The following is a 25,228-nucleotide window of genomic DNA, read 5'->3' as shown; positions in this document are numbered from 1 at the left end:
GCCTCGCTCAGGCCTTCAGCTTGTAGCCGAAGCCACGGACCGTCTCGATACGGTCCTGGCCGACCTTCTGCCGCAGCCGCTGCACATGGACGTCGACCACCCGCGTGTCCCCGCCCCAGCCGTAGTCCCACACCCGCTCCAGCAGCTTGTCCCGCGACAGCACCGTGCCCGGCGCCGAGGAGAACTCCAGCAGCAGCCGCATCTCGGTCGGCGTGAGCGCGACCTGCCGGCCGTCCCGGCGCACCTCCATGCCCTCGGTGTCGATCTCCAGGTCGCCGAAGGCCAGCAGGCCGCCGGTGGCCGTGGAGTCGGTCTCGTCCACCCGGTCCGTGCGGCCCGCGTGCCCGAAGCGGCGCAGCACCGCCCGGATCCGGGCGACCAGCACGGCGCCGTCGAACGGCTTGGTGACGTAGTCGTCCGCGCCCGCCTCCAGGCCCAGCACCACGTCGATCGAGTCGGCACGCGCCGACAGCATGATCACCGGCACGGTCGACTCGTCGCGGATACGGCGGCACAGACTGACCCCGTCCAGGCCCGGGACCATCACGTCCAGCAGCGCGATGTCGGGCTGGTTCGTGCGGAACGCCTCCAGCCCCGACAGCCCGTCGGGCATGGCGGTCACCGCGAAGCCGTCCCGCTCCAGGGCGAGCTGGGTGGCCTCGCGGATGACGTCGTCGTCCTCGACGAACAGGACGTGGGTCTGTTCTGCCATCCCGGTGCTCTCAGTCCTCGTGTGTTTCCGGTGGTGCGTCTGATGCTTCTCGGCCGTGCAGGACGTGTCCATGGGGCGCGTCCACAAGAACGTGCCCGATTGAGGGACGCGTGGAGCGCCCGATGCGTTCACGGACTGCGCGGTCTCAGCCGTCCGGCGCCGGTGTGTCGTCGCCGCCGAGCGAGCCGTAGTCGGTGCGGGTGCTGAACTTCCGGACGAAGCGGTCGGACTTCCACTCGTACGAGGTCACGTCCTCGCTGGACGGGTTCGACAACGCGTCGTCCTTGGCGTACACCTGCTTGGTCACCACAAGGTAGCCGCGGTCGATCTCGGCGTAGACCGGAGGCTCCTCCGACTTGAACACATTGCGGTACGCACCGCTCTGCTCGCGGTACACGTACGAGGCGACGCCCACGCCGTCCCCGCAGGACAGGACGTTGACCACGATGTCGTCCGCGGGACCGCCGGTCAGGTCGCCGTACGACACGTCGATGGGGTAGTCGTCGGACACGCACGGCTTCAGCTCGCGCTTGACCTCCGTCGAGACCACGGGGTCCGCCTTGACCAGCCGGACGGCCTCCGTGCGGTCCGGGACCGCCGAGGCCGAGGCCACGGCCGACGGTGAGACGGCCGAGCCGCCCGCCAGGTCGGCGTGCGCGGGCCCCTCGTCACGTGCGCCGGTGCCGCCGGTGGCGCAGGCGGAGGCGAAAAGGGCGAGGGCGACGACCACGGCCATCGCCGTGAACGCCGCCTGCAAGGTCCCCCGCACGGGCCCCGATCCGGGCCCGGAGTGCGCGGATCCGGTGTCCCCGGGGTCCCCGTCCGTGGCCCTGTCACCCCTGTCCGTGTCCCCGTCACCCCGCTCCGTGTGCCCGGTGCCGCCTGTGGTCGTGCCTAGGCCGCGCAACGCTCCCGCTCCTCACGCTCCAGCGCGCGTGCGTCCAGATCGCGGCTCTCCAGCTCCTCGCGGAGTCGGGCGAGCGCCCGGTGCAGCGTGCTTTTGACCGTACCGGCCGACATGCCGAGGGCCGCGGCCGTCTCCTCCGTGGACATCTGCTCCCAGTGTCGCAGCACGACGACGCTGCGTTGCTTGGGTGCCAGAACCTTCATGATGTCCATCAGCAGAGCGCGGTCCGCGTGCTGCTCGGTGGAGTCGTCGACGGAGGCGTCCGGGAGCTGCTCGGTCGGCACCTCCTCCAGCTTGCGCGCACGCCACCACTCGGTCCGCGTGTTGATCATCACGCGGCGCAGGTAGGCGTCCGCGAGCCGCTTGTCCGCGATGCCGTCCCAGCGGTGGTACGTCCGCACCAGCGCGGTCTGCAGCAGGTCCTGCGCGTCGACCGGGTCCGGGACCAGCCGGCGGGCGCTGCGCAGCAGCGCGTCCTGCCGGGTGCGGACGTACTCCTCGAACTCGAGCACCTCGCCCTGCGCCATGTTGACCGCCTCCCGATTCCCCGTTCCCGGCCGGCCTGTCGGCCGTCGGTCTCACTGCTTCTGCTTCGTGGTCGTCCCCGTCTGCCGGGTACGGAGATGAAGCTACGGAGGCGTTGTCACGGCGCTGTCCGAAGCAGCCTTCGGCCAGCGCTCGGCTGTCCGTCGGTTGTGTAACGGAATCAGGAAAGGGGCAAAACGGTCGGGAGGTTGGGGTGGGTATAGGGGGATTTGATGGTGTGCTGGCCCTGCAACGGCCGTGCGGAGGCTGTGAGTCGTGTGTTGCAGAGACCGTACGGCTGTGATGTGACTGTGCGTCAGCTCAGCGGCAGCCGGTACATCCCGCCCGGCAGCGGCTCCACCAGCCCGTCGGAGACGAGGCCGTCCAGGGCGCGGGCGCGCTGCACCGGTTCGTGCCACACACGGTCCAGCGCCGCCTGCGGTACGAGGGTGTGGGCCTCCCGCAGCACGGCGAGGAGCTTGCCGCGCACCTGACGGTCGGTTCCGGCGTACGTCTGGCCGCGGCGTGGCGGGCCCTCGTGCTCCGGCTTGCCCGCGAGCCGCCAGGCGCACTGCGCGGCGATCGGGCAGCGGTGGCACGACTCGTTCTTCGCGGTGCACACCAGCGCGCCGAGCTCCATGGAGGCGGCGGCCCAGCGGGAAGCGGTGCGCTCGTCGTCGGGGAGCAGGGCACGGGCGAGCTTGCGTTCGGCGGCGGTGGTGGCGTTCGGCGGGTACTGCACGCCGGTGACGGCCCGGGCGAAGACCCGGCGGACGTTGGTGTCCAGGACGGGGTGCCGCTGGCCGTACGCGAAGGACGCCACGGCGGCCGCGGTGTACTCGCCGATGCCGGGCAGCGCGAGGAGCTGGGCGTGGTCGGTCGGTACGTCCCCGCCGTGCCGTTCCGCTATGGCGACGGCGGCGCCGTGCAGACGCAGCGCGCGGCGCGGGTAACCGAGCCGGCCCCAGGCGCGGACGGCCTCGCCGGGCGCCTCCTTGGCCAGGTCGGCGGGGCGGGGCCAGCGGGACAGCCACTGCTCGTAGACGGGCAGGACGCGGTTCACCGGCGTCTGCTGGAGCATGAACTCACTGACCATCACACCCCAGGGGCCGGCCTCGGGGCGCCGCCAGGGGAGGTCGCGGGCGTTCTCGTCGAACCAGTCGATGACACTGCCGTGCAGCGGCTGACCGGCCAGGCCGTCGGAGTCGGCGTCGGTGTGGGTGTGCGGGGGCTTCGTGGGCGCAGTCATGGCTTTCCGATCCTGCCATGTCGGGGGCGGCGGGGAGGGTAGGCGGCGGGTGCCGGTGCGTTGGCGGCTGCGGATCGGGGGTTGCGGGACGTGCGAGTGCGGCCTCCCGGCTTACGGGAGGGGCGGCTGTGAGCGCGGTAGTCGTTGCTGCCGCCCGCCGCCCGCCGCCCGCCGCCCGCCGCCCGCCGCCCGCCGCCCGCCACCCGCCGCCTACGCCGACCTGTCTGGGCGCGCCGCCCCATGGCCTCGCCGGCGCTCTCCCGGACTGGCCCCGCGCGCCCGTCCGCAGGACAGCGACAGCCATAGCTACCGTGCGAGCGGCGAACTCCCTGTCTCCGCCCACCACTTCAGGCTCTGCTCCGCCAACGCGGGGCGGTGCGTGGCCAAGACCGTGATCCGGCAGGTCGGCCTGTCTCAGCGCCCTTCCGTAGAGGCGGAGTTCGTACGGTGATCCGCTCGCCTGCTGTCGGCCGCCGAGGAAGATGACGCACGCGATAGCCGTGGCCAGAGGTGCAAGTACCGCGATCGCGAACCCCCGGGTCGTGTCCCGGCCATGTGCCGTACCTACTTTGGGGTGTCATGGGTGAGGTCGGCGTTGCGGAAGGCCACGGTCACGGACCGTAGGCAGTGGGCCGATCCCGTCACGCCCTGCGATCGACAGGTGTCACCCCTGACGGGAGACAGGGTGGGCGTGGCCCCCGGCGAGCGCTTTCCGGGATGATGATCCGGAAAAGTTGCCGTCCGGGGCGGCGGGTGGCGCAGCTAACGCGCCGATCTCTCGTACAGTTTGCGCCGTGGGATCTCTGCGCAATCCGGTCGGGCCGCTTCCCTCCACCATCTACTGGCGACGGAGGGCCGTACTGCTGTCAGTGTGCGCCCTGTTGGCGCTACTGATCACCTGGGTGCTCACCTCGGGCGGCGGAGGCGGCAAGAACGACGCGGGCGGATCCGACGGCAAGAATCCCGCGCCCTCGACCATCACGCCGGGCCCCACGGGTTCCGGGCCCGCGATCAGTCAAGCGCCCGGCGGACGCGACGAGTCGACGGCCGGCGGGGACTCCGACGGGTCGGGTTCAGGCGACGGTTCCGGTGACGGAAGCGGCTCCGGGGACGGCACGACCGCCGGGGGCTCCGGCGAGGGCGGCTCCGGCAGTGGTTCCGCCGGTGGCGGCGAGGGCGGCGGTGTCGGCGCGGACGACGCGGTGGCCGAGGGCTCCTCGCTGCCCGACTGCGTCTCGGGCCAGATGAAGCTGAAGGTGAGTAGCCTCCACAACGCCTACGAGCCCGGCGAGACGCCGGCTCTGCTGCTGACCGCGACGAACTCCTCCACCTACGACTGCAAGGTCGATCTCGGCCCGAAGAACGCGGTGGTGACGGTCACTCAGGCGGGATCCGAGGACGACTTCTGGTCCTCGGCCGACTGCCCCAAGGTCTCCAGCAGCCTGCGGTTCCGGGTGCCGGCCGGTTCGAGCATCACGTACACCGTGAAGTGGGACCGCAGGGCGAGCGCCCCGCAGTGCGCGACGCCCGCCGCCGGGTCGGCCGAGGCGGGCACGTACCTGGTGGAGGCGACGACGCCCGGCTTCGGGACGGCACAGACGTCGTTCGTGCTGGAGAACGACTAGCGGGCCGTACGGCTGCCGGGCGGCGCAGGCTGCCGAGACGCGCAGGGTGCTGGCGGTGCCGGTGCGGGCCGCGCCGGTGTGGGGCGCGGCTCTCGGTCCGACTAGACGTACCGCTCCAGGATCGAGCTCTCGGCCAGCCGTGACAGTCCCTCGCGCACGCTGCGTGCCCTGGCCTCGCCGACGCCGTCCACCGTCTGGAGGTCGTCCACGCTGGCGGCGAGCAGCTTCTGGAGGCCGCCGAAGTGCTCCACCAGGCGGTCGATGATGGCGCCGGGAAGTCTGGGCACCTTGGCCAGGAGGCGGAAGCCGCGCGGGGAGACCGCCGAGTCCAGCGCCTCGGGGGAGCCGGTGTAGCCCAACGCCCGTGCCACCGTGGACAGTTCCAGGAGCTCGGCATGGGTGAGGGCGTCCAGTTCGTACAGCGCCTCGTCGACCGTGCGGGAGCGCTTGGCCGTCGGCTCGGGGACGTAGTCGCGCACCACCAGCTCGCGCTCGGGTTCCACGCCCGCGATCAACTCGTCGAGCTGGAGGGCGAGAAGACGTCCGTCGGTGCCCAGCTCCACCACGTACTCGGCGATCTCGGTCGCGATGCGCCGGACCATCTCCAGGCGCTGGGCCACCGCCGAGACGTCGCGGACCGTCACCAGGTCCTCGATCTCCAGCGCTGACAACGTTCCCGCGACCTCGTCCAGGCGGAGCTTGTAGCGCTCCAGGGTCGCGAGCGCCTGGTTGGCGCGGGAGAGGATCGCCGCCGAGTCCTCCAGGACACGGCGCTGGCCGTCGACGTAGAGCGCGATCAGCCGCATCGACTGGGAGACCGAGACGACCGGGAAGCCGACCTGCTTGCTGACCCGGTCCGCCGTACGGTGCCGGGTGCCCGTCTCCTCCGTCGGGATCGTCGCGTCGGGCACGAACTGCACACCCGCGCGCAGGATCTTCGACAGGTCGGACGACAGCACGATGCCGCCGTCGAGCTTGCACAGCTCACGCAGTCGCGTCGCCGTGAACTCGACATCCAGGACGAATCCGCCCGTACACATCGTCTCGACGGTCTTGTCGAAGCCGAGCACGATGAGTCCGCCGGTGTTGCCCCTCAGGACGCGTTCGAGCCCGTCGCGCAGGGCCGTGCCTGGAGCCACCGCGCTCAGTGAGGCGCGCATCAGGCCATCGGCACCGGAACTCCCGCCGGACTTTCCGGGAGCTGCCGCCCGGTCGTTGGCTGCCACTGCACTCCTCCGGTCGCAGGTTCTTGGCGCTCCCGTTTCGCACATGGGGTTCGTACGGACGGGCGAGACCTGGGCAAAGTCTACCGGCGGTCCTCCTCGTCCCGTGGGGCCTCTCGCCGACGCGAGCGCGGAAGGACCCGGAGCGCGTCTCCTATGTCGGCCACTTCCAGCACCTTCATGCCCGCGGGGATCTTGCCCGGGTCGCCCGGAACGAGGGCGTGCGTGAAGCCCAGACGGTGCGCCTCGGACAGCCTGCGCTGCACGCCCGTGACCCGTCTGACCTCGCCCGCGAGGCCCACCTCGCCGATCGCGACCAGGTTCTTGGGGAGAGGTGTGTCACTGGCGGCGGAGGCCAGCGCGAGGGCGACGGCGAGGTCCGCCGCGGGCTCCGAGAGCTTCACGCCGCCGACCGTCGCCGAGTAGATGTCCCGCTTGCCGAGCGCGCTGATCCGGCCGCGCTGCTCCAGCACGGCCAGCATCATCGAGACGCGCGAGGTCTCCAGACCGGACGTCGTGCGGCGGGGCGAGGGGATCTGGGAGTCGACGGTGAGCGCCTGCACCTCGGCCACCAGGGGGCGGCGGCCCTCCAGGGTGACCGTCAGGCAGGTGCCGGGGACCGGTTCGTCACGACGGGTCAGGAAAAGTCCGCTTGGGTCGGTAAGGCCCGTGATGCCCTCGTCGTGCAGTTCGAAGCAGCCGACCTCGTCCGTCGCGCCGTAGCGGTTCTTGACGCCCCGCACGAGACGCAGGCGCGCGTGCCGGTCGCCCTCGAAGTGGAGGACGACGTCCACGAGGTGCTCCAGGAGGCGGGGGCCGGCGATGGCGCCGTCCTTGGTGACGTGTCCCACGAGGAGGGTGGACATCCCGCGGTCCTTGGAGGCGCGGATGAGCGCACCGGCCACCTCCCGGACCTGGGCCATGCCGCCGGGGGCGCCGTCGATCTCGGGGGAGGCCACGGTCTGCACCGAGTCGAGGATCAGCAGCGACGGCTTCACCGCGTCCAAGTGGCCCAGCACGGCCGACAGGTCGGTCTCGGCCGCGAGATACAGATGGTCGTCGATGGCGCCGATGCGGTCCGCGCGCAGCCGCACCTGGCTCGCCGACTCCTCACCGGTGACGTACAGCGTGCGGTGCTCGTCGCTCGCCGCCTTGGCCGCCACGTCCAGCAGCAGCGTGGACTTGCCGACGCCGGGTTCGCCCGCGAGGAGGACGACGGCCCCGGGCACCAGCCCGCCGCCGAGCACCCGGTCCAGCTCCGGCACACCGGTGGAGCGCGCGGTCGCCTGCCGGCCGTCGATCTGCCCGATCGGCAGCGCGGAGTTCGTCACCCGCCCCGGTGTCGTCGTACGGACCGCCGGTGCGCCGTACTCCTCGACCGTCCCCCATGCCTGGCACTCGGGACAACGGCCGAGCCACTTGGCCGTCTGCCAGCCGCACTCGGTGCAGCGGTAGGACGGTCGGTCCTTCGTGGTCTTGGTACGGGCAGCCATGCGATGAACCGTAGCCGAGCCCACTGACAACGCCGTACGGCCGTGCACGAGGCGCCTCTTCGGGGCGCCGCGGGGGGCCGACTCGTCATGCACAAGCCATGGAATCCCGGGTTCCTGTACCCCTTTGAGGGATCGTTTCACCCGTATGGATTAAAACTGCTAAAGCAGGCGGAAGGCGCCACCGCGAGCCGCCTACGGTCCACCAATGATGAGCAGCACTCCGGAGACCTCGCCCCGCACCGCCGGCGCGCATCGGGCGCACCGGGAGGCGCGTGATCGTGCGGCGGCACGCACGCTGGCGCAGCGGCCGCCCGCGCGCTACGAGCCTTATCTGGACGGGCTGTTCACCTACTGCCTGTCCGTCCTGTGCGACCACGACAGCGCGACCGCCGCCCTCGGCGACGTCCTCGCGCTCGCCGAGCGCCGCGGTCAGCGCGTGCCCGAGACCCCCGCCGACCGGCGGCCCTGGCTGTACGCGCTGGCCCGCTGGGCGTGTCTGCGCAAGCTGGCCGAGGCCAAGCAGAAACGTCAGGGCAGCCACGCGGCGGGCCGCCCCGGCGCGCACCGGACGACCGGGGCGCAGTCGGCCGGGCCGCCCGTCGCCGACGAGATCCAGGAGCAGCGGCGTCGCGAACTCGCCCTCCTCGCCTGGCCGGAGGCCGCGGGCACCACCCCGGAGCAGCGCGAGGCCCTCGAACTCGCCGTACGCCACCACCTCGCCGCGGGCGAGGTCGCCGCCGTCCTCGGCCTGGACCTCGCCGCCGCCCGCGAACTGCTCGCCTCAGCCGCCTGCGAGGTCGAGCGCACCCGCGCGGCCCTCGCCGTCGTCGAGACCGGCGCCTGTCCGAGCGTCGCCCGGCTGACCGGCGACAACCAGGTCGTGCTCGGCACGGCCCTGCGCCGCGAACTCGTCCGGCACGTCGACGACTGCCCGCGCTGCCGCCGCACCGCCGAGCGCGCGATCCCCGGCCGGTGGCCCGGCGCGGCCGTCACCCCCGCCGAGCTGCCCGTCCTCCAGGCGCCCCGCGCGGCCCTGCACATGGCCCTGGCGCACCACCCGCGCGCGCGGGGCGGTGCCGTGCCGCGGTTCGACCGGCGTGGCTTCCCGATGGACCCGAAGGATCGTGCCGCCCGCAGGGACCGGCTACGCGCGCGTGCCGTCACCACGACCGTCGTCGCCACCGTCATCGCCGCGCCGGTCATCGCGCTGTGGGCCGCCTACCGGGGCACCCCGACCGCCGAGGGCGTCGAAGGCGGCGCGGCCAGCGCGAGCGAGGCGCACGGCCCCGGCGCCCTCGACGGAGAGGCCGCGGACGGCGGCTACGAGAACGCCGGCAACGCCAGCACCACCCCCGGCGGCCGCTTCGGGGACCGCTCCGGCACGGACGTCCTGGTCGAGGTCGTCAGCGTCAGCGGGGTGCGCGGGGCGGGCGCGGGAAACCTGGAGGTGACCGCCGACCACAGCGGCGACACCACACTCGTCACCCTCACGGCGACGGGGCGCACGCCGGTGCGCTGGTCGGCGAGCACCGGGGCGCACTGGCTGTACCTGAGCCGGTCGTCGGGAACGCTGGAGCCGGGCGAGTCGTTGACGATCAAGGTGTACGTCGACCAGCTCCGCGAGCCGTCCGGGTACTGGAGCGCGCGGGTGGCGATCTCACCAGCCGGCGCCGTCGTCTCCATCGAGGGCTACGGCACCGCCCCGAGCCCCTCCGACCCGGGACAAGGCCCCGGCCCCGACCCGTTGCCCAGCGACCCGACCGACCCCGGGACGCCCAGCGAGCCGCCGCCCTCGTCCTCCGATCCGGACCCGACACCGACGACCCCGGATCCGCCGGACCCGACCCCGAGCGACCCGACGCCGTCCGACCCGCCGCCCAGCGACCCACCGCCCTCGTCGTCCGACCCGACGCCGTCCGACCCGTCCAGCCCGTCCGACCCGACGAGCTCGACACCACCGCCCAGCGGGAGCGGGGAGCCCGGCCCGTCGGGGCCGTAGGTCAAAGGGCACCGGGGCCAGGTGTGTGGCGTGGGGCGCCGGCGCTCCCTGCCGGGCGACGACGTCGGGCGTCGCCGCGCGGCAGGTGGCCGTCGGTCAGGCGACCGGATCCGCCGGGTGCGGTGCCAGCAGGGGGAGCTGCGATGCCAGCCGCTCCTCGCACAGCTCGACCAGACGGTCGTAGCCGGCCTTGCCCATCAGCTCGGTCAGCTCCGCCCGGTAGGACACGTACACCGGGTCGCCGGCGCCGTGCGCCGAGGTCGCCGACGTGCACCACCAGTGCAGGTCGTGGCCGCCCGGACCCCAGCCGCGGCGGTCGTACTCGCCGATCGACACCTGGAGCACCCGGGTGTCGTCGGGCCGGTCGATCCAGTCGTACGTCCGCCGGACCGGCAACTGCCAGCAGACGTCCGGCTTGGTCTCCAGCGGCTCGCGGCCCTCCTTCAGGGCGAGGATGTGCAGCGAGCAGCCCGCGCCGCCCGCGAAGCCGGGGCGGTTCTGGAAGATGCACGAGCCGTTGTAGGGGCGGGTCTGGCGGTCGCCGTCCTCGTCCTCCGAGATCCAGCCGTGCTCCATGCCCTCGTCATGGTGCTGCCAGATCTCCGGCGTGAGCCTCGCCACATGCTCCGCGACGCGCTTCTCGTCGTCCTCGTCCGAGAAATGGGCCCCCAGAGTGCAGCAGCCGTCGTCCGCGCGGCCCGCCTGGATGCCCTGGCAGCCGCTGCCGAAGATGCAGTTCCAACGGGAGGTCAGCCATGTCAGATCGCAGCGGAAGACCTGCTCGTCGTCCGCCGGATCAGGGAATTCCACCCATGCGCGTGCGAAGTCGAGACCCTTCTCGTCCGGCTCCGCGGAGCCCTTCCTCGGCTTCTTCGACTTCGTGGCCGCCTTCGCCTGCGAAGAACCCTTGTCGGATTTGGACGTCTTGTCGTCCTTCGCCTTTTTCGTCTTTGGCACGGGACCAGGGTACGGCGTCCGCACCTGGGACTTCGAGGACGGAGGATCGCCCAGGTGGCAGTAGCGTTCCGTACATGAGACTCGGTGTCCTGGACGTGGGATCCAACACGGTGCATCTGCTGGTGGTGGATGCTCACCCCGGCGCGCGCCCGCTGCCCGCGCATTCGCACAAGGCGGAGCTGCGCCTTGCCCAACTCCTCGACGACAGCGGAGCCATCGGTCCCGACGGGGTCGAGCGGCTGATCGGCGTCGTCCATGAGGCGCTCCAGGCCGCCGAGGACAAGGGTGTCGAGGAAGTCCTGCCGTTCGCCACGTCGGCGGTGCGCGAGGCGAGCAACGCCGACGACGTACTCGCGCGTGTGAAGGACGAAACCGGGGTCTCGCTCCAGGTCCTCACCGGCCCGGAGGAAGCCCGGCTGACCTTCCTCGCCGTCCGGCGCTGGTTCGGCTGGTCGGCCGGAAAGCTCCTCGTGCTGGACATCGGCGGCGGGTCCCTGGAGATCGCGTACGGCATAGACGAGGAGCCGGACGCGGCGGTGTCGCTGCCGCTCGGGGCCGGGAGGCTGACCGCCGGGTGGCTGCCGGGTGATCCGCCGGACCCCGAGGACATACGGGCGCTACGGCGGCATGCGCGCGCGCAGATCGCTCGCACGGTCGGCGAATTCAGCCGCTTCGGTGCGCCGGACCACGTGGTCGCGACGTCCAAGACCTTCAAGCAGCTCGCCCGCATCGCCGGTGCCGCACGCTCCGCGGAGGGCCTGTACACCCAGCGCGAGCTGAAGCGGGAGTCCCTGGAGGCGTGGGTGCCCCGGCTGGCCGGGATGACCACGGCCCAGCGCGCGGAACTGCCGGGCGTCTCGGACGGGCGCGCGGGGCAGCTCCTCGCCGGGGCGCTGGTGGCCGAGGGGGCGATGGATCTGTTCGGCGTGGAGACGCTGGAGGTCTGCCCCTGGGCACTGCGTGAGGGCGTGATCCTGCGGAAGCTGGATCAGATGACGGTGGGCTGACGGACCCGCCCGGCAACCGGGCGTGCAGGCACGCGGAGCCGTAGGGCGCTCACGACGGCGTAGGGCTCGCGGCCGCCCCCGCGCGCCGCGGTCGGCGGCGCCCCACGCCCGCGCGTGAACCCCGCCACACCCCCCACCCCGCGCCCGCGCTTCACCCGCCCCGCATCGGCCCAGTTCGCGCACCTGGCCGGTTGTCGGCCCTGCCGGCGAGCGTGCGGTCATCGGTTCCCCCGCGTTCCGTGACGCCCCGTACTCTGTCCCTCGTGGCAGAACCAGTGGTGCGCATCCCGGATGCGAAGGTCGCTCTGTCGACGGCCTCCGTCTATCCGGAGTCGACGGCGACGGCCTTCGAGATCGCCGCGCGCCTCGGGTACGACGGTGTCGAGGTCATGGTCTGGACCGACCCGGTCAGCCAGGACATCGAGGCGCTGCGCAGGCTCAGCGACTACCACCGGATCCCGATCCTCGCCGTCCACGCTCCTTGTCTGCTGATCACACAGCGCGTCTGGTCGACGGATCCGTGGACCAAGCTCCAGCGCGCCCGGGCCGCCGCCGAGAAGCTCGGGGCGGGCACGGTCGTGGTGCACCCGCCGTTCCGCTGGCAGCGCCAGTACGCCCGCGACTTCGTCGCCGGCATCTGGCGTATGGCGAACGAGACGGACGTGCGGTTCGCCGTCGAGAACATGTACCCCTGGCGCTACCGCGACCGCGAGATGCTCGCCTACGCCCCCGACTGGGACGTCACGAAGGACGACTACCGCCACTTCACGATCGATCTGAGCCACACGGCCACCGCCCGCGCGGACGCCGTGCAGATGATCGACCGGATGGGCGATCGGCTGGGTCATGTGCACCTCGCGGACGGGCGGGGGTCCGCGAAGGACGAGCACCTCGTGCCCGGCCGCGGCAACCAGCCCTGCGCCGAGGTGCTGGAACGTCTCGCCCTGACCGGCTTCGACGGTCACGTCGTCATCGAGGTCAACACCCGCCGCGCGATGTCCGGCGCCGAACGCGAGGCCGACCTCGCCGAGGCCCTCGCCTTCACGCGGCTGCACCTGGCCTCCGCGGTGAAGGTGCCCCGGCCGTGACCGACGCAGCCGACGAGGTGGGCTCCCGGCGCCGGGGCCGGCCCCCGCGTGCCGAATCCGCCGACACCCGCGACCGCATCCTGGACGCCGCCCGCGAGGAGTTCGCCGAGCGCGGCTACGAAAAGACCTCGGTGCGTGGCATCGCCAAGGCGGCCGGCGTGGACTCCGCGCTCGTGCATCACTACTTCGGCACCAAGGAACAGGTCTTCGAGGCGGCTGTGGAGGTCGCCCTCGTGCCCGCCCTGAAGGTGCGGGACGCCGTGCTCGAGGTGCCCCTCGACGACGTCGGCGAGCGCCTGACCCGCTCCCTCTTCGGGCTCTGGGAGAACCCCGTCACCCGCAGGCCGCTGCTCGCGATCGTCCGCTCGGCGGTCAACAACGAGGCCGCCGCCACCGTGTTCCGGCGCCTGGTCTCGGCCCAGTTGCTGCGCCGCATCGCCGGCGAGATCGACGCCCCGGACGCGGAACTGCGCGCCGAGCTGGCGGCCGCGCAGCTCGTCGGGGTCGCGATGATGCGCTACGTCATCAAGATCGAGCCGATCGCCTCCGCGGACCCCGAGCAGATCATCGCGCGCGTGGCGCCGGTCGTGCAGGGGCATCTGACCGGCTCCTGATCGGCTGCATGATCGGCTCCTGACCGGTTCCTGACGGGCCGGATCGCCGGTGCCGCGAGGCATGCGCCGCCGAAACGACGCCGATGCGTCCCCGATTGTCCCCGGTGGTTTTCCGATGCATCCCCCGATTCCGCGAGACATACGTCCCGTATTGCGGACACCTCGTCCCGCTCTCTGGATGACCGGCGTACGCTCGTTAGCAGTCAGAAGTCTCTGATCGCAGTACCCGCTGTCCCAGCAGTCCCTGAAGGAGCGAGCGACGATGCCCGAGCTGAGGTCCCGCACAGTCACCCACGGCCGCAACATGGCGGGCGCCCGCGCCCTTATGCGCGCCTCCGGTGTACCCGGTGCGGACATCGGCCGGAAGCCGATCATCGCGGTGGCGAACTCCTTCACCGAGTTCGTGCCCGGTCACACCCACCTCCAGCCCGTCGGCCGGATCGTCAGCGAGGCGATCAGGGAGGCCGGCGGCATCCCGCGCGAGTTCAACACGATCGCCGTGGACGACGGCATCGCGATGGGCCACGGCGGCATGCTGTACTCCCTGCCCTCCCGCGACCTCATCGCGGACAGCGTGGAGTACATGGTCGAGGCGCACTGCGCCGACGCCCTGATCTGCATCTCGAACTGCGACAAGATCACGCCGGGCATGCTGAACGCGGCCCTGCGGCTCAACATCCCCACGGTCTTCGTCTCCGGCGGCCCGATGGAGTCCGGCCGCGCCACGCTGGTCGACGGCACGGTCCGCACCCTCGACCTGGTCGACGCGATCTCCGACGCCGTGAACGACAAGATCTCGGACGAGGACATCCTCCGTATCGAGGAGAACGCCTGTCCGACCTGCGGCTCCTGTTCCGGCATGTTCACCGCCAACTCGATGAACTGCCTGACCGAGGCCATCGGCCTGTCCCTGCCCGGCAACGGCTCGGTGCTCGCCACGCACACGGCCCGCAAGGCCCTGTACGAGGACGCGGCCCGCACGGTCATGGACATCACCCGCCGCTACTACGAGCAGGACGACGAGACGGTCCTGCCGCGCAACGTCGCCACCTTCGCGGCGTTCGAGAACGCCATGGCCCTCGACATCGCCATGGGCGGCTCCACCAACACGATCCTGCACCTGCTGGCCGCCGCCCAGGAGGCGGGCGTCCCGTTCGGTCTGGAGCAGATCGACGCGGTCAGCCGCCGCGTGCCCTGCCTGGCGAAGGTCGCACCGAACGTCGCCAAGGACCGCACGTACTACATGGAGGACGTGCACCGAGCCGGCGGCATCCCCGCCCTGCTGGGCGAGCTGCACCGGGCCGGCCTGCTCAACGAGGACGTCCACGCCGTCCACAGCCCGTCCCTGGGGGACTGGCTGAAGACCTGGGACGTGCGCGGCGGGTCCCCCTCGCCGAAGGCCGTCGAGCTGTGGCACGCCGCCCCCGGCTGTGTCCGCTCGGCCGAGGCCTTCTCCCAGTCCGAGCGCTGGGCGGCGCTCGACGAGGACGCCGAGGGCGGCTGCATCCGCAGCGCCGAGCACGCCTACTCCAAGGACGGCGGCCTCGCGGTCCTCAGGGGCAACCTCGCCGTCGACGGCTGTGTGGTCAAGACCGCGGGCGTGGACGAGTCCATCTGGACCTTCGAGGGCCCGGCGGTCGTCTGCGAGTCGCAGGAAGAGGCCGTCGAGAAGATCCTCAACAAGCAGGTGACGGACGGCGATGTCGTCGTCATCCGCTACGAGGGCCCCAAGGGCGGCCCCGGCATGCAGGAGATGCTCTACCCGACGTCCTTCCTCAAGGGCCGCGGCCTCGGCAAGACCTGCGCCCTGATCACCGACGGCCGCTTCTCCGGCGGCACTTCCGGCCTGTCCATCGGCCACGCCTCCCCGGAGGCGGCGTCCGGCGGCACGATCGCCCTCGTCGAGGACGGCGACCGCATCCGCATCGACATCCCGAACCGCGTCATTGAGCTGCTCGTGGACGAGGCGGAACTGGCCCGCCGCGAGCAGGCGTTGAACGGCGCGTACGCCCCGAAGAACCGCGAGCGCAAGGTGTCGGCGGCCCTGCGGGCGTACGCCGCGATGGCGACCAGCGCGGACAAGGGTGCCGTCCGGGACGTGACGAAGCTGGGCTGACGCCCGTAGCGCGGATCACGGGGGCCGTCTCTTTGGAGGCGGCCCCTTTGCCGTACAGCGGGGGTGCACGGGTGCGGGTCGGCAGGGCGTGTGCCGTACGGCAGGGGGTGCGCGGGACAGCAGGGGGTGCGCGGGACAGCAGGGCGTGCGCGGGTCAGCAGGCCGACGGGCCGCATCAGGGCGTACGCGAGTGGGCAGTCCGAGGGGCCGGTCAGCAGGCCGACCGCCCGGTCACCAGGCCGACGGGTCGCGGCCGGCAACGGCGAACACGGTGCCGTCGGGGGCGGTGGCGTAGATGCGGCCGTCGCTCGTTCCGGGTGCCGGCACCGCGGTCGTGGCCTGCGCGGAGTTCGCGCTGAGCCGTGGTGGCGTCTGGCCGAGCAGCAATCCCTTGGCGGCGTCGACGGCGAGCAGTCGTCCGTCGGCGGCGCTGAAATACACCCGCCGACCGTCACAGACCGGTGCCGAGCCCTGGCTCACGGCCGTTTCCAGGGACCAGAGCTGCCTGCCCGCGCGCGTGTCGACCGCCACCAGGGATCCGCCGGTTCCCAGGAGGTAGACCACTCCTGCGTGCACCGTGGCCTGCGCCTGGGTGACCGGGACGGGCAAGGGCACGCGACGCGTGGCCCCGGACTCCGGCGTGTAACGCACCACCGCCTTTGCCTCGCCGTAGTCTCCGCCCTCCGAGAGGAAGAACACCTCGCCCTTGGAGGCGCCGACGGGCGTCAGTGCACCGTCGAGCCGTGCGTCCCAGCGCACCTCACCTGTACTCGGATCCAGCGCCATGACGCGTGTCCGGGCCCCGTCGGCGGCAGAGCTCGTCACAAACACCCACGGGCTGCCAGGGAACGAGACGACGTACGCCTCGCTCAGCCCCGGTATCCGCCGATCCCATGCCGCCTCGCCCGACGCGCTGTCGACGCCGGTCGCCCTGCCGTCCTCACCGATCAGTACGAGCATGCCGCCCGCGTACCGGAACCCGCGGTACGACGAGACGTCCAGCTTCCACCGGGCCTCACCGGATGCCGGATCGAGTGCCTCCAGCCGTCGGCCCGCGTTCGTCAGCACGTGGGCCAGCCCACCCGAGAGGGTCGGCGGCCGGCCGGGGGCGTCGCCCTTGGCGAGCGGATAACGCCACAGCACACTGCCGTCCGCCGGATCCAGGGCACTGACCAGCCCCGGTTGTGTACACAGCAGCCGCTGCTTTTCGTACGAACACCTGGGCAGGCCTGTCGCCTTGGGCGTCGTCCTCACGGCCCAGGGTCTGAATGCGGCCACTTCGGCGGGTGCTGAGTCGCCCGGTTTCGGCTGTGCTTCGCCGCCGTCCTTCATCAGCCACACGGCGGCACCTCCCCCGGCGATCAGGACCATGGCCGCGGCCGCCAGGGCTCCTCGCTTGAGAAGACGTCCTTTCTTCGGCGCCGGCGCAGGCGTCGGCCGCGACCCCGCGGGGGGCTCCTCCGGATCCCGTGGATCGGCCGTGCGCTGCGCCGGTATGAACGCCTGTGTGTCGTACGACGCCGCGACCGACCGCAGCTCCCGCATCAACTCGTCGGGCGTGGGCCGGTCCTCGGGCTCCTTGGCGAGGCACCGCAGTACGAGCGGGGCGAGATTCTCCGGAACGTCCTTCAGGTCCGGCTCGTCATGGACGACCTGGTAGGCCACGACATAGGGGCTGTCGGAGTCGAACGGGCCGCGGCCGGTCGCCGCGTGCACCATCACGGACCCCAGCGCGAAGATATCGGCGGCCGGGCCGACCTCACGGGGCCGCCGGAACTGTTCCGGCGCCATGAACGGCGGCGTTCCGATCAACTTCCCCGTCTCGGTCCGCAGTTCACTGTCCTTTGGCCGAGAAATGCCGAAGTCGATGACCTTCGGACCGTCTTCGGCGAGCAGCACATTGCTCGGCTTCAGGTCCCGGTGCACCACGCCGACCCGGTGTATGTCGCGCAGCGCCTCGGCCAGCCCGGCCATCAGCCGCCGGAGCTGCGCCGGTTCCATCGGACCATTCCGCTTCACGTGATCGGAGAGGGTCGGGCCGGGGATGAACAGCGTGGCCATCCAGGGCCGTTCGGCCTCCGGATCGGCGTCGACAACGGGCGCGGTGAAGGCCCCGCTGACCTTGCGGGCCGCGCCCACCTCCTGCCGGAACCGCCCCCTGAACTCGGGATCCCTGGCGAACTCGGCATGCACGACCTTCACCGCGAGCTGCATGCCCGAGGTGCTGCGGGCCAGGTGTACGACGCCCATGCCGCCGGACCCCAGATGGGACTCCAGACGGTAGTGACCGGCGTACTCGGGAAGTTCCGCTTCCGCGCCCGCTCCGGCGTTCTGCTGTGGCGCCATGGGACCACCCCCGTGCTGTTCGTCCGCGCGCGCGACGCACGGAGCCTAGTCGATGAATCGAACGGGACAGAGGCGGCTTGCTAGTCTCCATGTTCGAGTTGAACGCGTCTGTTTGATGGCGTGTTCTGGGGGAATCAATGGGGCCCCACGATGGTCGTGGGGTTCAACGGGGGGAGTTCCGCATGTCTGTTGACCGTGCCGACAGAGTGGATGAAGACGCGGCCGTCGCCACGGCCGCCGCCACGGCGTCCGTGCCCTACTACTCGGTCGCACCCGGTGTGCGCCTCAACGTCCGTAGTGGCCCCGGCACCACCTACCCGATCGTCAAAGTCCTGCCCGAGGGCTCGCGGGTTGCGATCTACTGCCAGACGCCGGGCACGACCGTGGCCGGCCCCTACGGCACATCGAACATCTGGGACAACATCGCCAGCGGCGAGTACGTCTCGGACACGTACGTGAGGACAGGCAGCGACGGCTACATCCGCCCGCGCTGCTCATCGTGATCGAATCTCCGGAGACCGAATGAAATCCCGAAAGCGCGGAGCCGCCCTGGTCACCGCGGCCGCTGGAGCCCTCCTCATGGTCGTCGGCTCGGCCGCCACCGCGGATGCGGCGGGCCTGCGCTATTACGACACCGCTCCCGGCTACCGACTCAACGTCCGCACCGGCCCGGGCACCCAGTACGCCATCGTTCGCGTCCTGCCCGAGGGCGCGAAGGTGCCGATCTACTGCCAGACGCCGGGCATGACCGTGACCGGTCCCTACGGCACGTCGAACATCTGGGACAACATCGACGACGGCCTGTACGTCTCGGACACCTATGTGCACACGGGCACCGACGGCTACGTCAGGCCGCGTTGCTCCTGAGCCCAGCCGATCCCGGTTCGCCGGGACCCGTACGGAGCCCGCGGCCCCGCCGGAGCCATAATCGACTCGTGAGCGAGAAGAACGGCACGCCGGCCATCCCCGCGGGCTCCTCGGGTCCCCGCCCCGAGCCCCTGCGCTTCTTCGGCACGACCTGGGTCGACCACGACAACCGCTACACCGCCCGCCGCATCGGTGTCAGCGCCGGGTCTCTCCTCGCAGCGGCCGTCTCCTGCCTGGTGCTGCGCTTCGCCTACGAGGGGATCGCGATCGCCGGCCCCGGCAGCTTCGTGACCGTCCTGGTCGTCGCGATGTTCGCCATCTGCAGTGCGCTCGCCTTCCGCCACACCTGGGAGGCCTTCACCAAGCGCCCCGACCCCGACCGGCACGCCTCCCTGCGCGGCCTGCTCACCATCGGCTTCGTCGGCTCCCTCCTCGCTTACTTCTTCCGCTCCCTCGTCGAGGCCCCCGGCGAGAAGCTCCACCGCGAGGAATACGACAAGGCCCGCAAGCAACACGAATCCCGCACCACCCGCCGCACCGGCAACCCCTCGAAAAAACGCCGCCGCGACTAGCCGCCGCCCTTGGACGGGGCGCAGGGTGCGCAAGGCAGACGCAGAGGGCGCAGGCAGACGCAGGGAGCGCCCTGCACAGGTGGACACACGGGCGCACCGCGCAGAGCTGGCCGACGACGCTGCCCCGAGCCGCCGTCATCGACCCGGGCCTATCGAGCCCCGGGCTCATCGAGCCACCGTCATCGACCCGCGCTCACCGAGCCGCGTCCATCGAGCCGAGCTCATCGACCTGCGTTCATCGACCTGCGCCCGCTGAGCCGCGCTCATCGACCCACGCCTACCGAACCGCGCTCATCGACCGGCGTCCATCGACCTGTGTCCACTGAGCCGCGCTCATCGACCGGCGTCCATCGACCTGTGTCCACTGAGCCGCGCTCATCGACCCGCGCCCACCGAAAGGCCCGCGCAAAACTCGGTGCACACCACACAAACCAGGGTCACCATGGCCGCATGACCGCGCCTTCCCATTCCGACCGCGCCAGCTCTTTCAACGACGCCGCGGCCCAGTACGCCGCGAACCGCCCCTCCTACCCACCCGCCCTCTTCGACGCCATCGAGGAACTCGCCGGCCGCCCCCTCACCGGTGCGCGCGTCATCGACGTCGGCGCGGGCACCGGCATCGCCACCGCCCTCCTCCGCGGACGCGGCGCCGACGTGCTGGCCGTGGAACCCGGCAACGGAATGGCCGCCCAGTTCCGTCGCGCCCACCCGGACATACCGATCGTCCGCGGCAACGGCAACAACCTCCCCCTGGCCACCGGCTCCGCCGACTTCCTCACCTACGCCCAGGCCTGGCACTGGACCGACCCCGCCCACTCGGTTCCGGAAGCCCTGAGAGTGCTGCGCCCCGGCGGTGCGCTGGCCCTGTGGTGGAACACCACCCCGCTCGACATCGCGTGGCACGTCGCACAGGCGCGGCGCATCGAGCGTTCCTTCGGCATCCACCCCGTCGTCGAACAGAACGGCAGCGGCGCCCGAGCCGCCCTGGGCGACCCGACGGGCAAGCTCGACTTCATCCGCCGCAAGGTCCGCTGGAGCCGCCGAGTCCCCGTCGACACCCACTTGGCCAACATCGGCAGCCACTCGATCTTCCTCGTCCACGGCACCGAGGCGAGCACCGCCTTCCTCGCCGAGGAGAAGCAGCTCCTCCTCAACGCCTTCCCCGACGGAATCATCGAAGAGACCTACGACGTCGACCTCCTCGTAGCCACCACCTCCTGACGCATCTCGCCGACCCCGCCCGCCCTACGCCCGGAACCGGCTAGGGCGGGCGAACCCATGCCCCGACATGCCCAGCACCCAATACACCCGCGCCCCCGCACACCTCACCGCACGCACCACTCACCGCGCGCACCACTCACGGGGCCCGCGTCCCACCGCCCCATGCCTCACCCCTCCGCCTCCCACGCCCCCGTGTCTCACCGCCCCGCGTCCCACGCCCCCGTGTCCACCGCCCCGCGTCCCCCCACCCCGCGACTCACGGCCCCGCGTCCCACGGCCCCATGCCTCACCCCTCCGCGTCCCACCGCCCCGGCACCTAACCGCACCCCGTCCCCGAGCCCACCCCGGCGCTTGACGCCGCATTCCCACCGGAGCATTATTCATCGCATGATGAATTACTCGCCGGTCGATTCCGTCCGCTCCGACCCTCCCGACACCCCAGCCCTCCGAGCCGAGGCCCTGAACGTCGTGCGCGGCCCGCGCCGGGTGCTCCGCGACCTCGCCTTCACCGTCCCGCGCGGCCAGATCACCGGCCTGCTCGGCCCGTCCGGCTGCGGCAAGACCACCCTCATGCGGTCGATCGTCGGCACCCAGGCCAAGGTCACCGGCACCCTCGAAGTCCTCGGCCGCCCCGCCGGCCACCCGGCCCTGCGCACCCGCATCGGCTACGTCACCCAAGCCCCCTCCGTCTACGACGACCTGACGATCCGCCAGAACCTCGACTACTTCGCGGCGATCCTCGACCCCGGCCACGCCGCCGCCGACCGGCGCCACGAGAACGTCACCCGCGCCATCGCCGACGTCGACCTCACCAGCCACGCCGACGCCCTGGCCGGCAACCTCTCCGGCGGCCAGCGCAGCCGCGTCTCTCTCGCCGTCGCCCTCCTCGGTACCCCCGAACTGCTCGTCCTGGACGAACCCACGGTCGGTCTGGACCCGGTCCTGCGCCGCGACCTGTGGAACCTCTTCCACGACATCGCCGCCTCCCGCGGCGCCACCCTCCTCATCTCCTCCCACGTCATGGACGAGGCCGAGCGCTGCCACCGCCTCCTCCTCATGCGCGAGGGCGAGATCCTCGCCGACGACACCCCCGAGGCCCTCCGCACCCGTACGGGGTCCGAGACCGTCGAGGCGGCCTTCCTGCACCTGGTCGACGAGGCGGTCGCGACTGCCGCCCGCGCGAAGGAGACCACGCGATGACCACGACGACGAGCACCACCGGCACGCTCCGGCCCGCCCCCACCGGCGCCCTGAACTTCGCCCGCACCACCGCCACCGCCGCCCGGGTCCTGCGCCAGCTCCGCCACGACCCGCGCACCATCGCGCTGATGCTCCTCGTGCCCTGCGTGATGCTGTTCCTGCTGCGCTACGTCTTCGACGGCAGCCCGCGCACCTTCGACAACATCGGCGCCTCCCTCCTCGGGATCTTCCCGCTGATCACGATGTTCCTGGTCACCTCCATCGCCACCCTGCGCGAACGCACCTCGGGCACCCTCGAACGGCTCCTCGCCATGCCTCTCGGCAAGGGCGACCTGATCGCCGGCTACGCCCTCGCCTTCGGCACGCTCGCGATCATCCAGTCCGCGCTGGCGACCGGTCTCGCCCTCTGGTTCCTCGGCCTGGACGTCACCGGCAGCCCCTGGCTGCTCCTGCTCGTGGCCCTGCTCGACGCCCTGCTCGGCACCGCACTCGGTCTCTTCGTCTCGGCCTTCGCGGCCTCCGAGTTCCAGGCCGTCCAGTTCATGCCGGCCGTGATCTTCCCCCAACTCCTTCTCTGCGGCCTGTTCACTCCCCGCGACAACATGCACCCCGCCCTCGAGGCCATCTCCAACGTCCTCCCGATGTCGTATGCGGTCGACGGCATGAACGAGGTGCTCAAGCACACCGACATGACCGCCAACTTCGTCCGCGACGCCCTGATCGTGGCCGGCTGCGCCCTGCTGGTCCTGGGCCTGGGAGCGGCGACCCTGCGACGCAGGACGGCATGACCCCCGCGGGGCCGGGCCCGGCATCGCCCGGATAGTCCGCCCACCGGACATGTCACCTCCAAAGGCGGCGCCCGGTGCGAGGATGAATCCGGACGACGCAACCCCCGGAGGACACCCCAGCCATGACTCAGAAAGTCGCAGTCCTCGGCACCGGCAAGATCGGCGAAGCCCTGCTCAGCGGAATGATCCGCGGCGGCTGGGCCCCGGCCGACCTCCTGGTGACGGCCCGCCGCGCGGAACGAGCCGAAGAACTCCGCACCCGCCACGGAGTCACCCCGGTCACCAACGCGGAGGCCGCCAAGACCGCCGACACGCTGATCCTCACCGTCAAGCCGCAGGACATGGGCACCCTCCTCGACGAGCTCGCCCCGCACATCCCCGCCGACCGCCTGGTCATCAGCGGAGCGGCCGGTATCCCCACCTCCTTCTTCGAGTCCCGCCTCGCCGCGGGCACCCCGGTCGTCCGCGTCATGACGAACACCCCCGCCCTCGTCGACGAGGCCATGTCCGTCATCTCCGCCGGCAGCCACGCCAGCGAGGCCGACCTCGCACACACCGAGGAGATCTTCGGCTCCGTGGGCAAGACGCTCCGCGTCCCCGAGTCCCAGCAGGACGCCTGCACCGCCCTCTCCGGCTCCGGCCCGGCGTACTTCTTCTACCTGGTCGAAGCCATGACGGACGCCGGCATCCTCCTCGGACTGCCCAGGGACAAGGCGCACGACCTGATCGTCCAGTCCGCGATCGGCGCCGCGACGATGCTCCGCGACAGCGGCGAACACCCCGTCAAGCTCCGCGAGAACGTCACGTCCCCCGCCGGCACGACCATCAACGCCATCCGCGAACTGGAGAACCACGGCGTACGAGCCGCCCTCATCGCCGCTCTCGAAGCCGCCCGCGACCGCAGCCGCGAACTCGCCTCCGGCAGCAGCAACAAGTGACGCCCGGCCGCCCCCTGCCCAGGGGGCGGCCCAGCGCACCCCCTACACGGTCACCCCGATATCCGCGGTCGCCGTCGCAGCCGCCGGCAGCAGTCCGATCGCCCGATACGCGGCATCCACGGTCGGCCGAGCCATCGCCCGAGCCCGCTCCGCACCATCCCGCAGCACCCCCTCCACATAACCAGGATCCGCGCACAGCTCCCTGTGCCTGTCCTGTACGGGCTTGAGGACCTCGACCACTGCCTCTGCGGTGTCCTTCTTCAAGGCTCCGTACGATTCATATACACCGCTCAGCTCCGATGGGTTCCCACCCGTGCACGCCGCGAGGATCTCCAGCAGATTCGCGAGACCCGGCCGCGCGGCCCGGTCGTACACGACGTCCCGCCCACTGTCGGTCACGGCCCGCATGACCTTCTTCCGCACCACGTCCGGCTCATCGAGCAGATAGACGATCCCCGGCCCGGAGTCATCGCTCTTGCCCATCTTCGAGGCCGGATCCTGCAAGTTCATGACCCGAGCCGCGACCTGCGGCGGCGTGGCCCGAGGCACCACGAACGTATGCCCGTACCGCTGGTTGAACCGCACCGCCAGATCCCGCGCGAGCTCCACATGCTGCGTCTGATCGTCCCCGACCGGCACCTCATCGGTCCCGTACGCCAGGATGTCCGCCGCCATCAGCACGGGGTACGTCAGCAGCGACAGCCGCACACTCCCGCCCCGCACCCGCTCCCGCGCCGCCTTCTCCTTGTACTGGATCATCCGCCGCATCTCGCCGTCCGTGGCCACGCACTCCAGCACATACGACAGCCGCGCGTGCTCGTCCACATGGCTCTGCACGAAGACGGTGCACAGCTCCGGATCCAGCCCCGACGCCAGCAACAACGTCGCCGCCTGCCGACTGAGTCTGCGCACCCGCGCCGGATCGTGGTCCACGGTCAGCGCGTGCAGATCGACGATGCAGAACAGCGCGTCGGCCTGGTGCTGATCGACGGTCGCCCACCGCCGCATGGCCCCGAGGTAGTTCCCCAGCGTCAGATGCCCGGTCGGCTTGACCCCACTGAAGACCCGCGTCATCTCTTCTCCACCTCCTGGTCGAGACCGCCGTCCCCGGCCGGCCGACCCTCTGGAGGGAGATACGAAAACGGCCGCCGAGGCGGCGGCCGTTGAGTGCGTACGTGAGCGCGGCCGCCGTCAGGCGGCCCACCACAGCTTGCTACACGTACGCGTCGTCATGCGCCTCAGCCTACGCCTCCGAGGTGCCACAGGGAGTGAAGTTGACACGCCCAGACCCGGTCCGTACTGTTCTCCGAGTTGTCCGACGTGAGCGCCGACTCCGGTCGGTCCCCGGACAGCCACTCCGCAAGTACCAACCACTATTCGACGACAGTCGGTCTGTCTGCCGTCGCTTCATTGGCATGCGTATTACGGAATGAGGAATCCGCGCTCGACAGAGTGCAGCCCCCGATTAGCTCGGGAGCGAGGAATCCGCTAAAGTCTCACTCGTCGGAACGGCCCAACAGCCGGGAAGACAAGCCCACTGACTGGGAGTCAGGCCCGAAAGGGTCTGATAAAGTCGGAACCGCCGGAAAGGGAAACGCGGAAGCGGAAACCTGGAAAGCACCGAGGAAATCGGGTCGAGAAAAGATCTGATAGAGTCGGAAACGCAAGACCGAAGGGAAGCGCCCGGAGGAAAGCCCGAGAGGGTGAGTACAAAGGAAGCGTCCGTTCCTTGAGAACTCAACAGCGTGCCAAAAATCAACGCCAGATATGTTGATACCCCG

Annotated in this window: 22 protein-coding genes; 13 read left to right on the top strand and 9 right to left on the bottom strand. The window is 71.2% G+C overall.

All coding sequences use genetic code 11. The annotated features are described in order from the left end of the window. Window positions 1-7: 7 nt before the first annotated feature. The 4 genes from cseB to ACZ69Q_RS14960 form a co-directional block, all read right to left on the bottom strand. The gene (gene cseB / locus ACZ69Q_RS14975) at window positions 8-712 is read right to left on the bottom strand and encodes a two-component system response regulator CseB (protein WP_471041595.1); all 705 of its coding nucleotides are present in this window, start codon (window positions 710-712) and stop codon (window positions 8-10) included. Between the two features lie 145 nt (window positions 713-857). Then, window positions 858-1,448 carry a hypothetical protein gene (locus tag ACZ69Q_RS14970; RefSeq protein ID WP_471042578.1) on the bottom strand — a complete coding sequence of 197 codons (591 nt, stop codon included), beginning with the start codon at window positions 1,446-1,448 and terminating at the stop codon, window positions 858-860. Window positions 1,449-1,606: 158 nt separating this feature from the next. Beyond that, window positions 1,607-2,146 (bottom strand): SigE family RNA polymerase sigma factor, encoded by a 540-nt coding sequence (locus tag ACZ69Q_RS14965; protein WP_003999062.1) that lies wholly within the window; start codon window positions 2,144-2,146, stop codon window positions 1,607-1,609. A gap of 314 nt (window positions 2,147-2,460) precedes the next feature. Next, window positions 2,461-3,393, bottom strand: coding sequence for an HhH-GPD family protein (locus ACZ69Q_RS14960; RefSeq protein ID WP_471041594.1), 933 nt, complete (start codon window positions 3,391-3,393; stop codon window positions 2,461-2,463). A gap of 794 nt (window positions 3,394-4,187) precedes the next feature. Here ACZ69Q_RS14960 and ACZ69Q_RS14955 point away from each other — a divergent pair. Beyond that, window positions 4,188-5,018 carry a hypothetical protein gene (locus ACZ69Q_RS14955; RefSeq protein WP_471041593.1) on the top strand — a complete coding sequence of 277 codons (831 nt, stop codon included), beginning with the start codon at window positions 4,188-4,190 and terminating at the stop codon, window positions 5,016-5,018. Window positions 5,019-5,119: 101 nt separating this feature from the next. Here the strand turns inward: ACZ69Q_RS14955 and disA are convergent, their stop codons facing one another. Together disA and radA are read right to left on the bottom strand one after the other, a co-directional pair. Continuing rightward, window positions 5,120-6,244 (bottom strand): DNA integrity scanning diadenylate cyclase DisA, encoded by a 1,125-nt coding sequence (gene disA, locus ACZ69Q_RS14950; RefSeq protein WP_393523458.1) that lies wholly within the window; start codon window positions 6,242-6,244, stop codon window positions 5,120-5,122. A gap of 80 nt (window positions 6,245-6,324) precedes the next feature. Beyond that, window positions 6,325-7,734, bottom strand: coding sequence for a DNA repair protein RadA (gene radA / locus ACZ69Q_RS14945; protein ID WP_471041591.1), 1,410 nt, complete (start codon window positions 7,732-7,734; stop codon window positions 6,325-6,327). A 205-nt stretch (window positions 7,735-7,939) separates the two neighbouring features. Between radA and ACZ69Q_RS14940 the strand changes: the two genes are divergently transcribed. Then, window positions 7,940-9,733, top strand: a complete 1,794-nt coding sequence (locus ACZ69Q_RS14940) for a BACON domain-containing protein (protein ID WP_471041589.1) — start codon at window positions 7,940-7,942, stop codon at window positions 9,731-9,733. Window positions 9,734-9,829: 96 nt separating this feature from the next. Here ACZ69Q_RS14940 and ACZ69Q_RS14935 read toward each other — a convergent pair whose 3' ends face one another. Further along, on the bottom strand, window positions 9,830-10,690 hold the full coding sequence (locus ACZ69Q_RS14935) for a DUF3109 family protein (RefSeq protein WP_471041587.1): 861 nt from the start codon (window positions 10,688-10,690) through the stop codon (window positions 9,830-9,832). A gap of 74 nt (window positions 10,691-10,764) precedes the next feature. Between ACZ69Q_RS14935 and ACZ69Q_RS14930 the strand changes: the two genes are divergently transcribed. The 4 genes from ACZ69Q_RS14930 to ilvD all read left to right on the top strand — a co-directional run bounded on the left by ACZ69Q_RS14930 (window position 10,765) and on the right by ilvD (window position 15,515). Continuing rightward, a complete protein-coding gene (locus tag ACZ69Q_RS14930; protein ID WP_471041586.1) occupies window positions 10,765-11,697 on the top strand; it encodes a Ppx/GppA family phosphatase in 933 nt (310 codons plus the stop codon). A 263-nt stretch (window positions 11,698-11,960) separates the two neighbouring features. Further along, window positions 11,961-12,785, top strand: coding sequence for a sugar phosphate isomerase/epimerase family protein (locus ACZ69Q_RS14925; RefSeq protein ID WP_030963577.1), 825 nt, complete (start codon window positions 11,961-11,963; stop codon window positions 12,783-12,785). Then, window positions 12,782-13,399, top strand: a complete 618-nt coding sequence (locus ACZ69Q_RS14920; RefSeq protein ID WP_471041584.1) for a TetR/AcrR family transcriptional regulator — start codon at window positions 12,782-12,784, stop codon at window positions 13,397-13,399. Before ACZ69Q_RS14925 ends, ACZ69Q_RS14920 begins: the two co-directional genes overlap by 4 nt. A gap of 262 nt (window positions 13,400-13,661) precedes the next feature. Next, window positions 13,662-15,515 (top strand): dihydroxy-acid dehydratase, encoded by a 1,854-nt coding sequence (gene ilvD / locus ACZ69Q_RS14915; protein ID WP_471041582.1) that lies wholly within the window; start codon window positions 13,662-13,664, stop codon window positions 15,513-15,515. A 231-nt stretch (window positions 15,516-15,746) separates the two neighbouring features. On the opposite strand, the gene ACZ69Q_RS14910 is transcribed toward ilvD, so the two are convergent. Next, window positions 15,747-17,861 (bottom strand): serine/threonine-protein kinase, encoded by a 2,115-nt coding sequence (locus ACZ69Q_RS14910; protein ID WP_471041580.1) that lies wholly within the window; start codon window positions 17,859-17,861, stop codon window positions 15,747-15,749. Between the two features lie 182 nt (window positions 17,862-18,043). Here ACZ69Q_RS14910 and ACZ69Q_RS14905 point away from each other — a divergent pair, with 182 nt between their 5' ends. From ACZ69Q_RS14905 to proC, 7 genes are all read left to right on the top strand, one after another. Next, a complete protein-coding gene (locus ACZ69Q_RS14905; RefSeq protein ID WP_471041578.1) occupies window positions 18,044-18,364 on the top strand; it encodes an SH3 domain-containing protein in 321 nt (106 codons plus the stop codon). 19 nt (window positions 18,365-18,383) lie between these two features. Further along, complete coding sequence (locus ACZ69Q_RS14900; RefSeq protein WP_471041577.1) at window positions 18,384-18,728, top strand: SH3 domain-containing protein; 345 nt, start codon at window positions 18,384-18,386, stop codon at window positions 18,726-18,728. Between the two features lie 68 nt (window positions 18,729-18,796). Beyond that, window positions 18,797-19,300 (top strand): EamA/RhaT family transporter, encoded by a 504-nt coding sequence (locus ACZ69Q_RS14895; RefSeq protein ID WP_471041575.1) that lies wholly within the window; start codon window positions 18,797-18,799, stop codon window positions 19,298-19,300. Between the two features lie 450 nt (window positions 19,301-19,750). Beyond that, complete coding sequence (locus tag ACZ69Q_RS14890) at window positions 19,751-20,521, top strand: class I SAM-dependent methyltransferase (protein WP_471041573.1); 771 nt, start codon at window positions 19,751-19,753, stop codon at window positions 20,519-20,521. Window positions 20,522-20,908: 387 nt separating this feature from the next. After that, window positions 20,909-21,721, top strand: a complete 813-nt coding sequence (locus ACZ69Q_RS14885) for an ABC transporter ATP-binding protein (RefSeq protein WP_471041572.1) — start codon at window positions 20,909-20,911, stop codon at window positions 21,719-21,721. Further along, window positions 21,718-22,509, top strand: coding sequence for an ABC transporter permease (locus ACZ69Q_RS14880; RefSeq protein ID WP_471041570.1), 792 nt, complete (start codon window positions 21,718-21,720; stop codon window positions 22,507-22,509). The genes ACZ69Q_RS14885 and ACZ69Q_RS14880 overlap by 4 nt, the downstream gene beginning before the upstream one ends. Window positions 22,510-22,631: 122 nt before the next feature. Then, window positions 22,632-23,447 carry a pyrroline-5-carboxylate reductase gene (gene proC, locus ACZ69Q_RS14875; protein WP_471041568.1) on the top strand — a complete coding sequence of 272 codons (816 nt, stop codon included), beginning with the start codon at window positions 22,632-22,634 and terminating at the stop codon, window positions 23,445-23,447. 42 nt (window positions 23,448-23,489) lie between these two features. Here the strand turns inward: proC and trpS are convergent, their stop codons facing one another. Continuing rightward, a complete protein-coding gene (gene trpS / locus ACZ69Q_RS14870) occupies window positions 23,490-24,521 on the bottom strand; it encodes a tryptophan--tRNA ligase (protein ID WP_471041567.1) in 1,032 nt (343 codons plus the stop codon). Window positions 24,522-25,228 lie beyond the last annotated feature (707 nt).

The sequence above is a fragment of the Streptomyces sp. NPDC036764 genome, from assembly GCF_055609385.1.
Note: the sequence above shows the minus strand (reverse complement) of the source record. Positions and strands in the feature narration are given on the sequence as shown.

Excerpts from the sequence above, each read along its gene's own strand:
- ACZ69Q_RS14970 (WP_471042578.1), bottom strand. The coding sequence starts at position 1,448 with ATGGCCGTGGTCGTCGCCCTCGCCCTTTTCGCCTCCGCCTGCGCCACC.
- proC (WP_471041568.1), top strand. The coding sequence starts at position 22,632 with ATGACTCAGAAAGTCGCAGTCCTCGGCACCGGCAAGATCGGCGAAGCC.
- ACZ69Q_RS14965 (WP_003999062.1), bottom strand. The coding sequence starts at position 2,146 with ATGGCGCAGGGCGAGGTGCTCGAGTTCGAGGAGTACGTCCGCACCCGG.
- ACZ69Q_RS14885 (WP_471041572.1), top strand. The coding sequence starts at position 20,909 with ATGATGAATTACTCGCCGGTCGATTCCGTCCGCTCCGACCCTCCCGAC.
- cseB (WP_471041595.1), bottom strand. The coding sequence starts at position 712 with ATGGCAGAACAGACCCACGTCCTGTTCGTCGAGGACGACGACGTCATC.
- trpS (WP_471041567.1), bottom strand. The coding sequence starts at position 24,521 with ATGACGCGGGTCTTCAGTGGGGTCAAGCCGACCGGGCATCTGACGCTG.
- ACZ69Q_RS14890 (WP_471041573.1), top strand. The coding sequence starts at position 19,751 with ATGACCGCGCCTTCCCATTCCGACCGCGCCAGCTCTTTCAACGACGCC.
- ACZ69Q_RS14910 (WP_471041580.1), bottom strand. The coding sequence starts at position 17,861 with ATGGCGCCACAGCAGAACGCCGGAGCGGGCGCGGAAGCGGAACTTCCC.
- ilvD (WP_471041582.1), top strand. The coding sequence starts at position 13,662 with ATGCCCGAGCTGAGGTCCCGCACAGTCACCCACGGCCGCAACATGGCG.
- ACZ69Q_RS14960 (WP_471041594.1), bottom strand. The coding sequence starts at position 3,393 with ATGACTGCGCCCACGAAGCCCCCGCACACCCACACCGACGCCGACTCC.
- ACZ69Q_RS14930 (WP_471041586.1), top strand. The coding sequence starts at position 10,765 with ATGAGACTCGGTGTCCTGGACGTGGGATCCAACACGGTGCATCTGCTG.
- ACZ69Q_RS14905 (WP_471041578.1), top strand. The coding sequence starts at position 18,044 with ATGTCTGTTGACCGTGCCGACAGAGTGGATGAAGACGCGGCCGTCGCC.
- radA (WP_471041591.1), bottom strand. The coding sequence starts at position 7,734 with ATGGCTGCCCGTACCAAGACCACGAAGGACCGACCGTCCTACCGCTGC.
- ACZ69Q_RS14880 (WP_471041570.1), top strand. The coding sequence starts at position 21,718 with ATGACCACGACGACGAGCACCACCGGCACGCTCCGGCCCGCCCCCACC.
- ACZ69Q_RS14940 (WP_471041589.1), top strand. The coding sequence starts at position 7,940 with ATGATGAGCAGCACTCCGGAGACCTCGCCCCGCACCGCCGGCGCGCAT.
- ACZ69Q_RS14900 (WP_471041577.1), top strand. The coding sequence starts at position 18,384 with ATGAAATCCCGAAAGCGCGGAGCCGCCCTGGTCACCGCGGCCGCTGGA.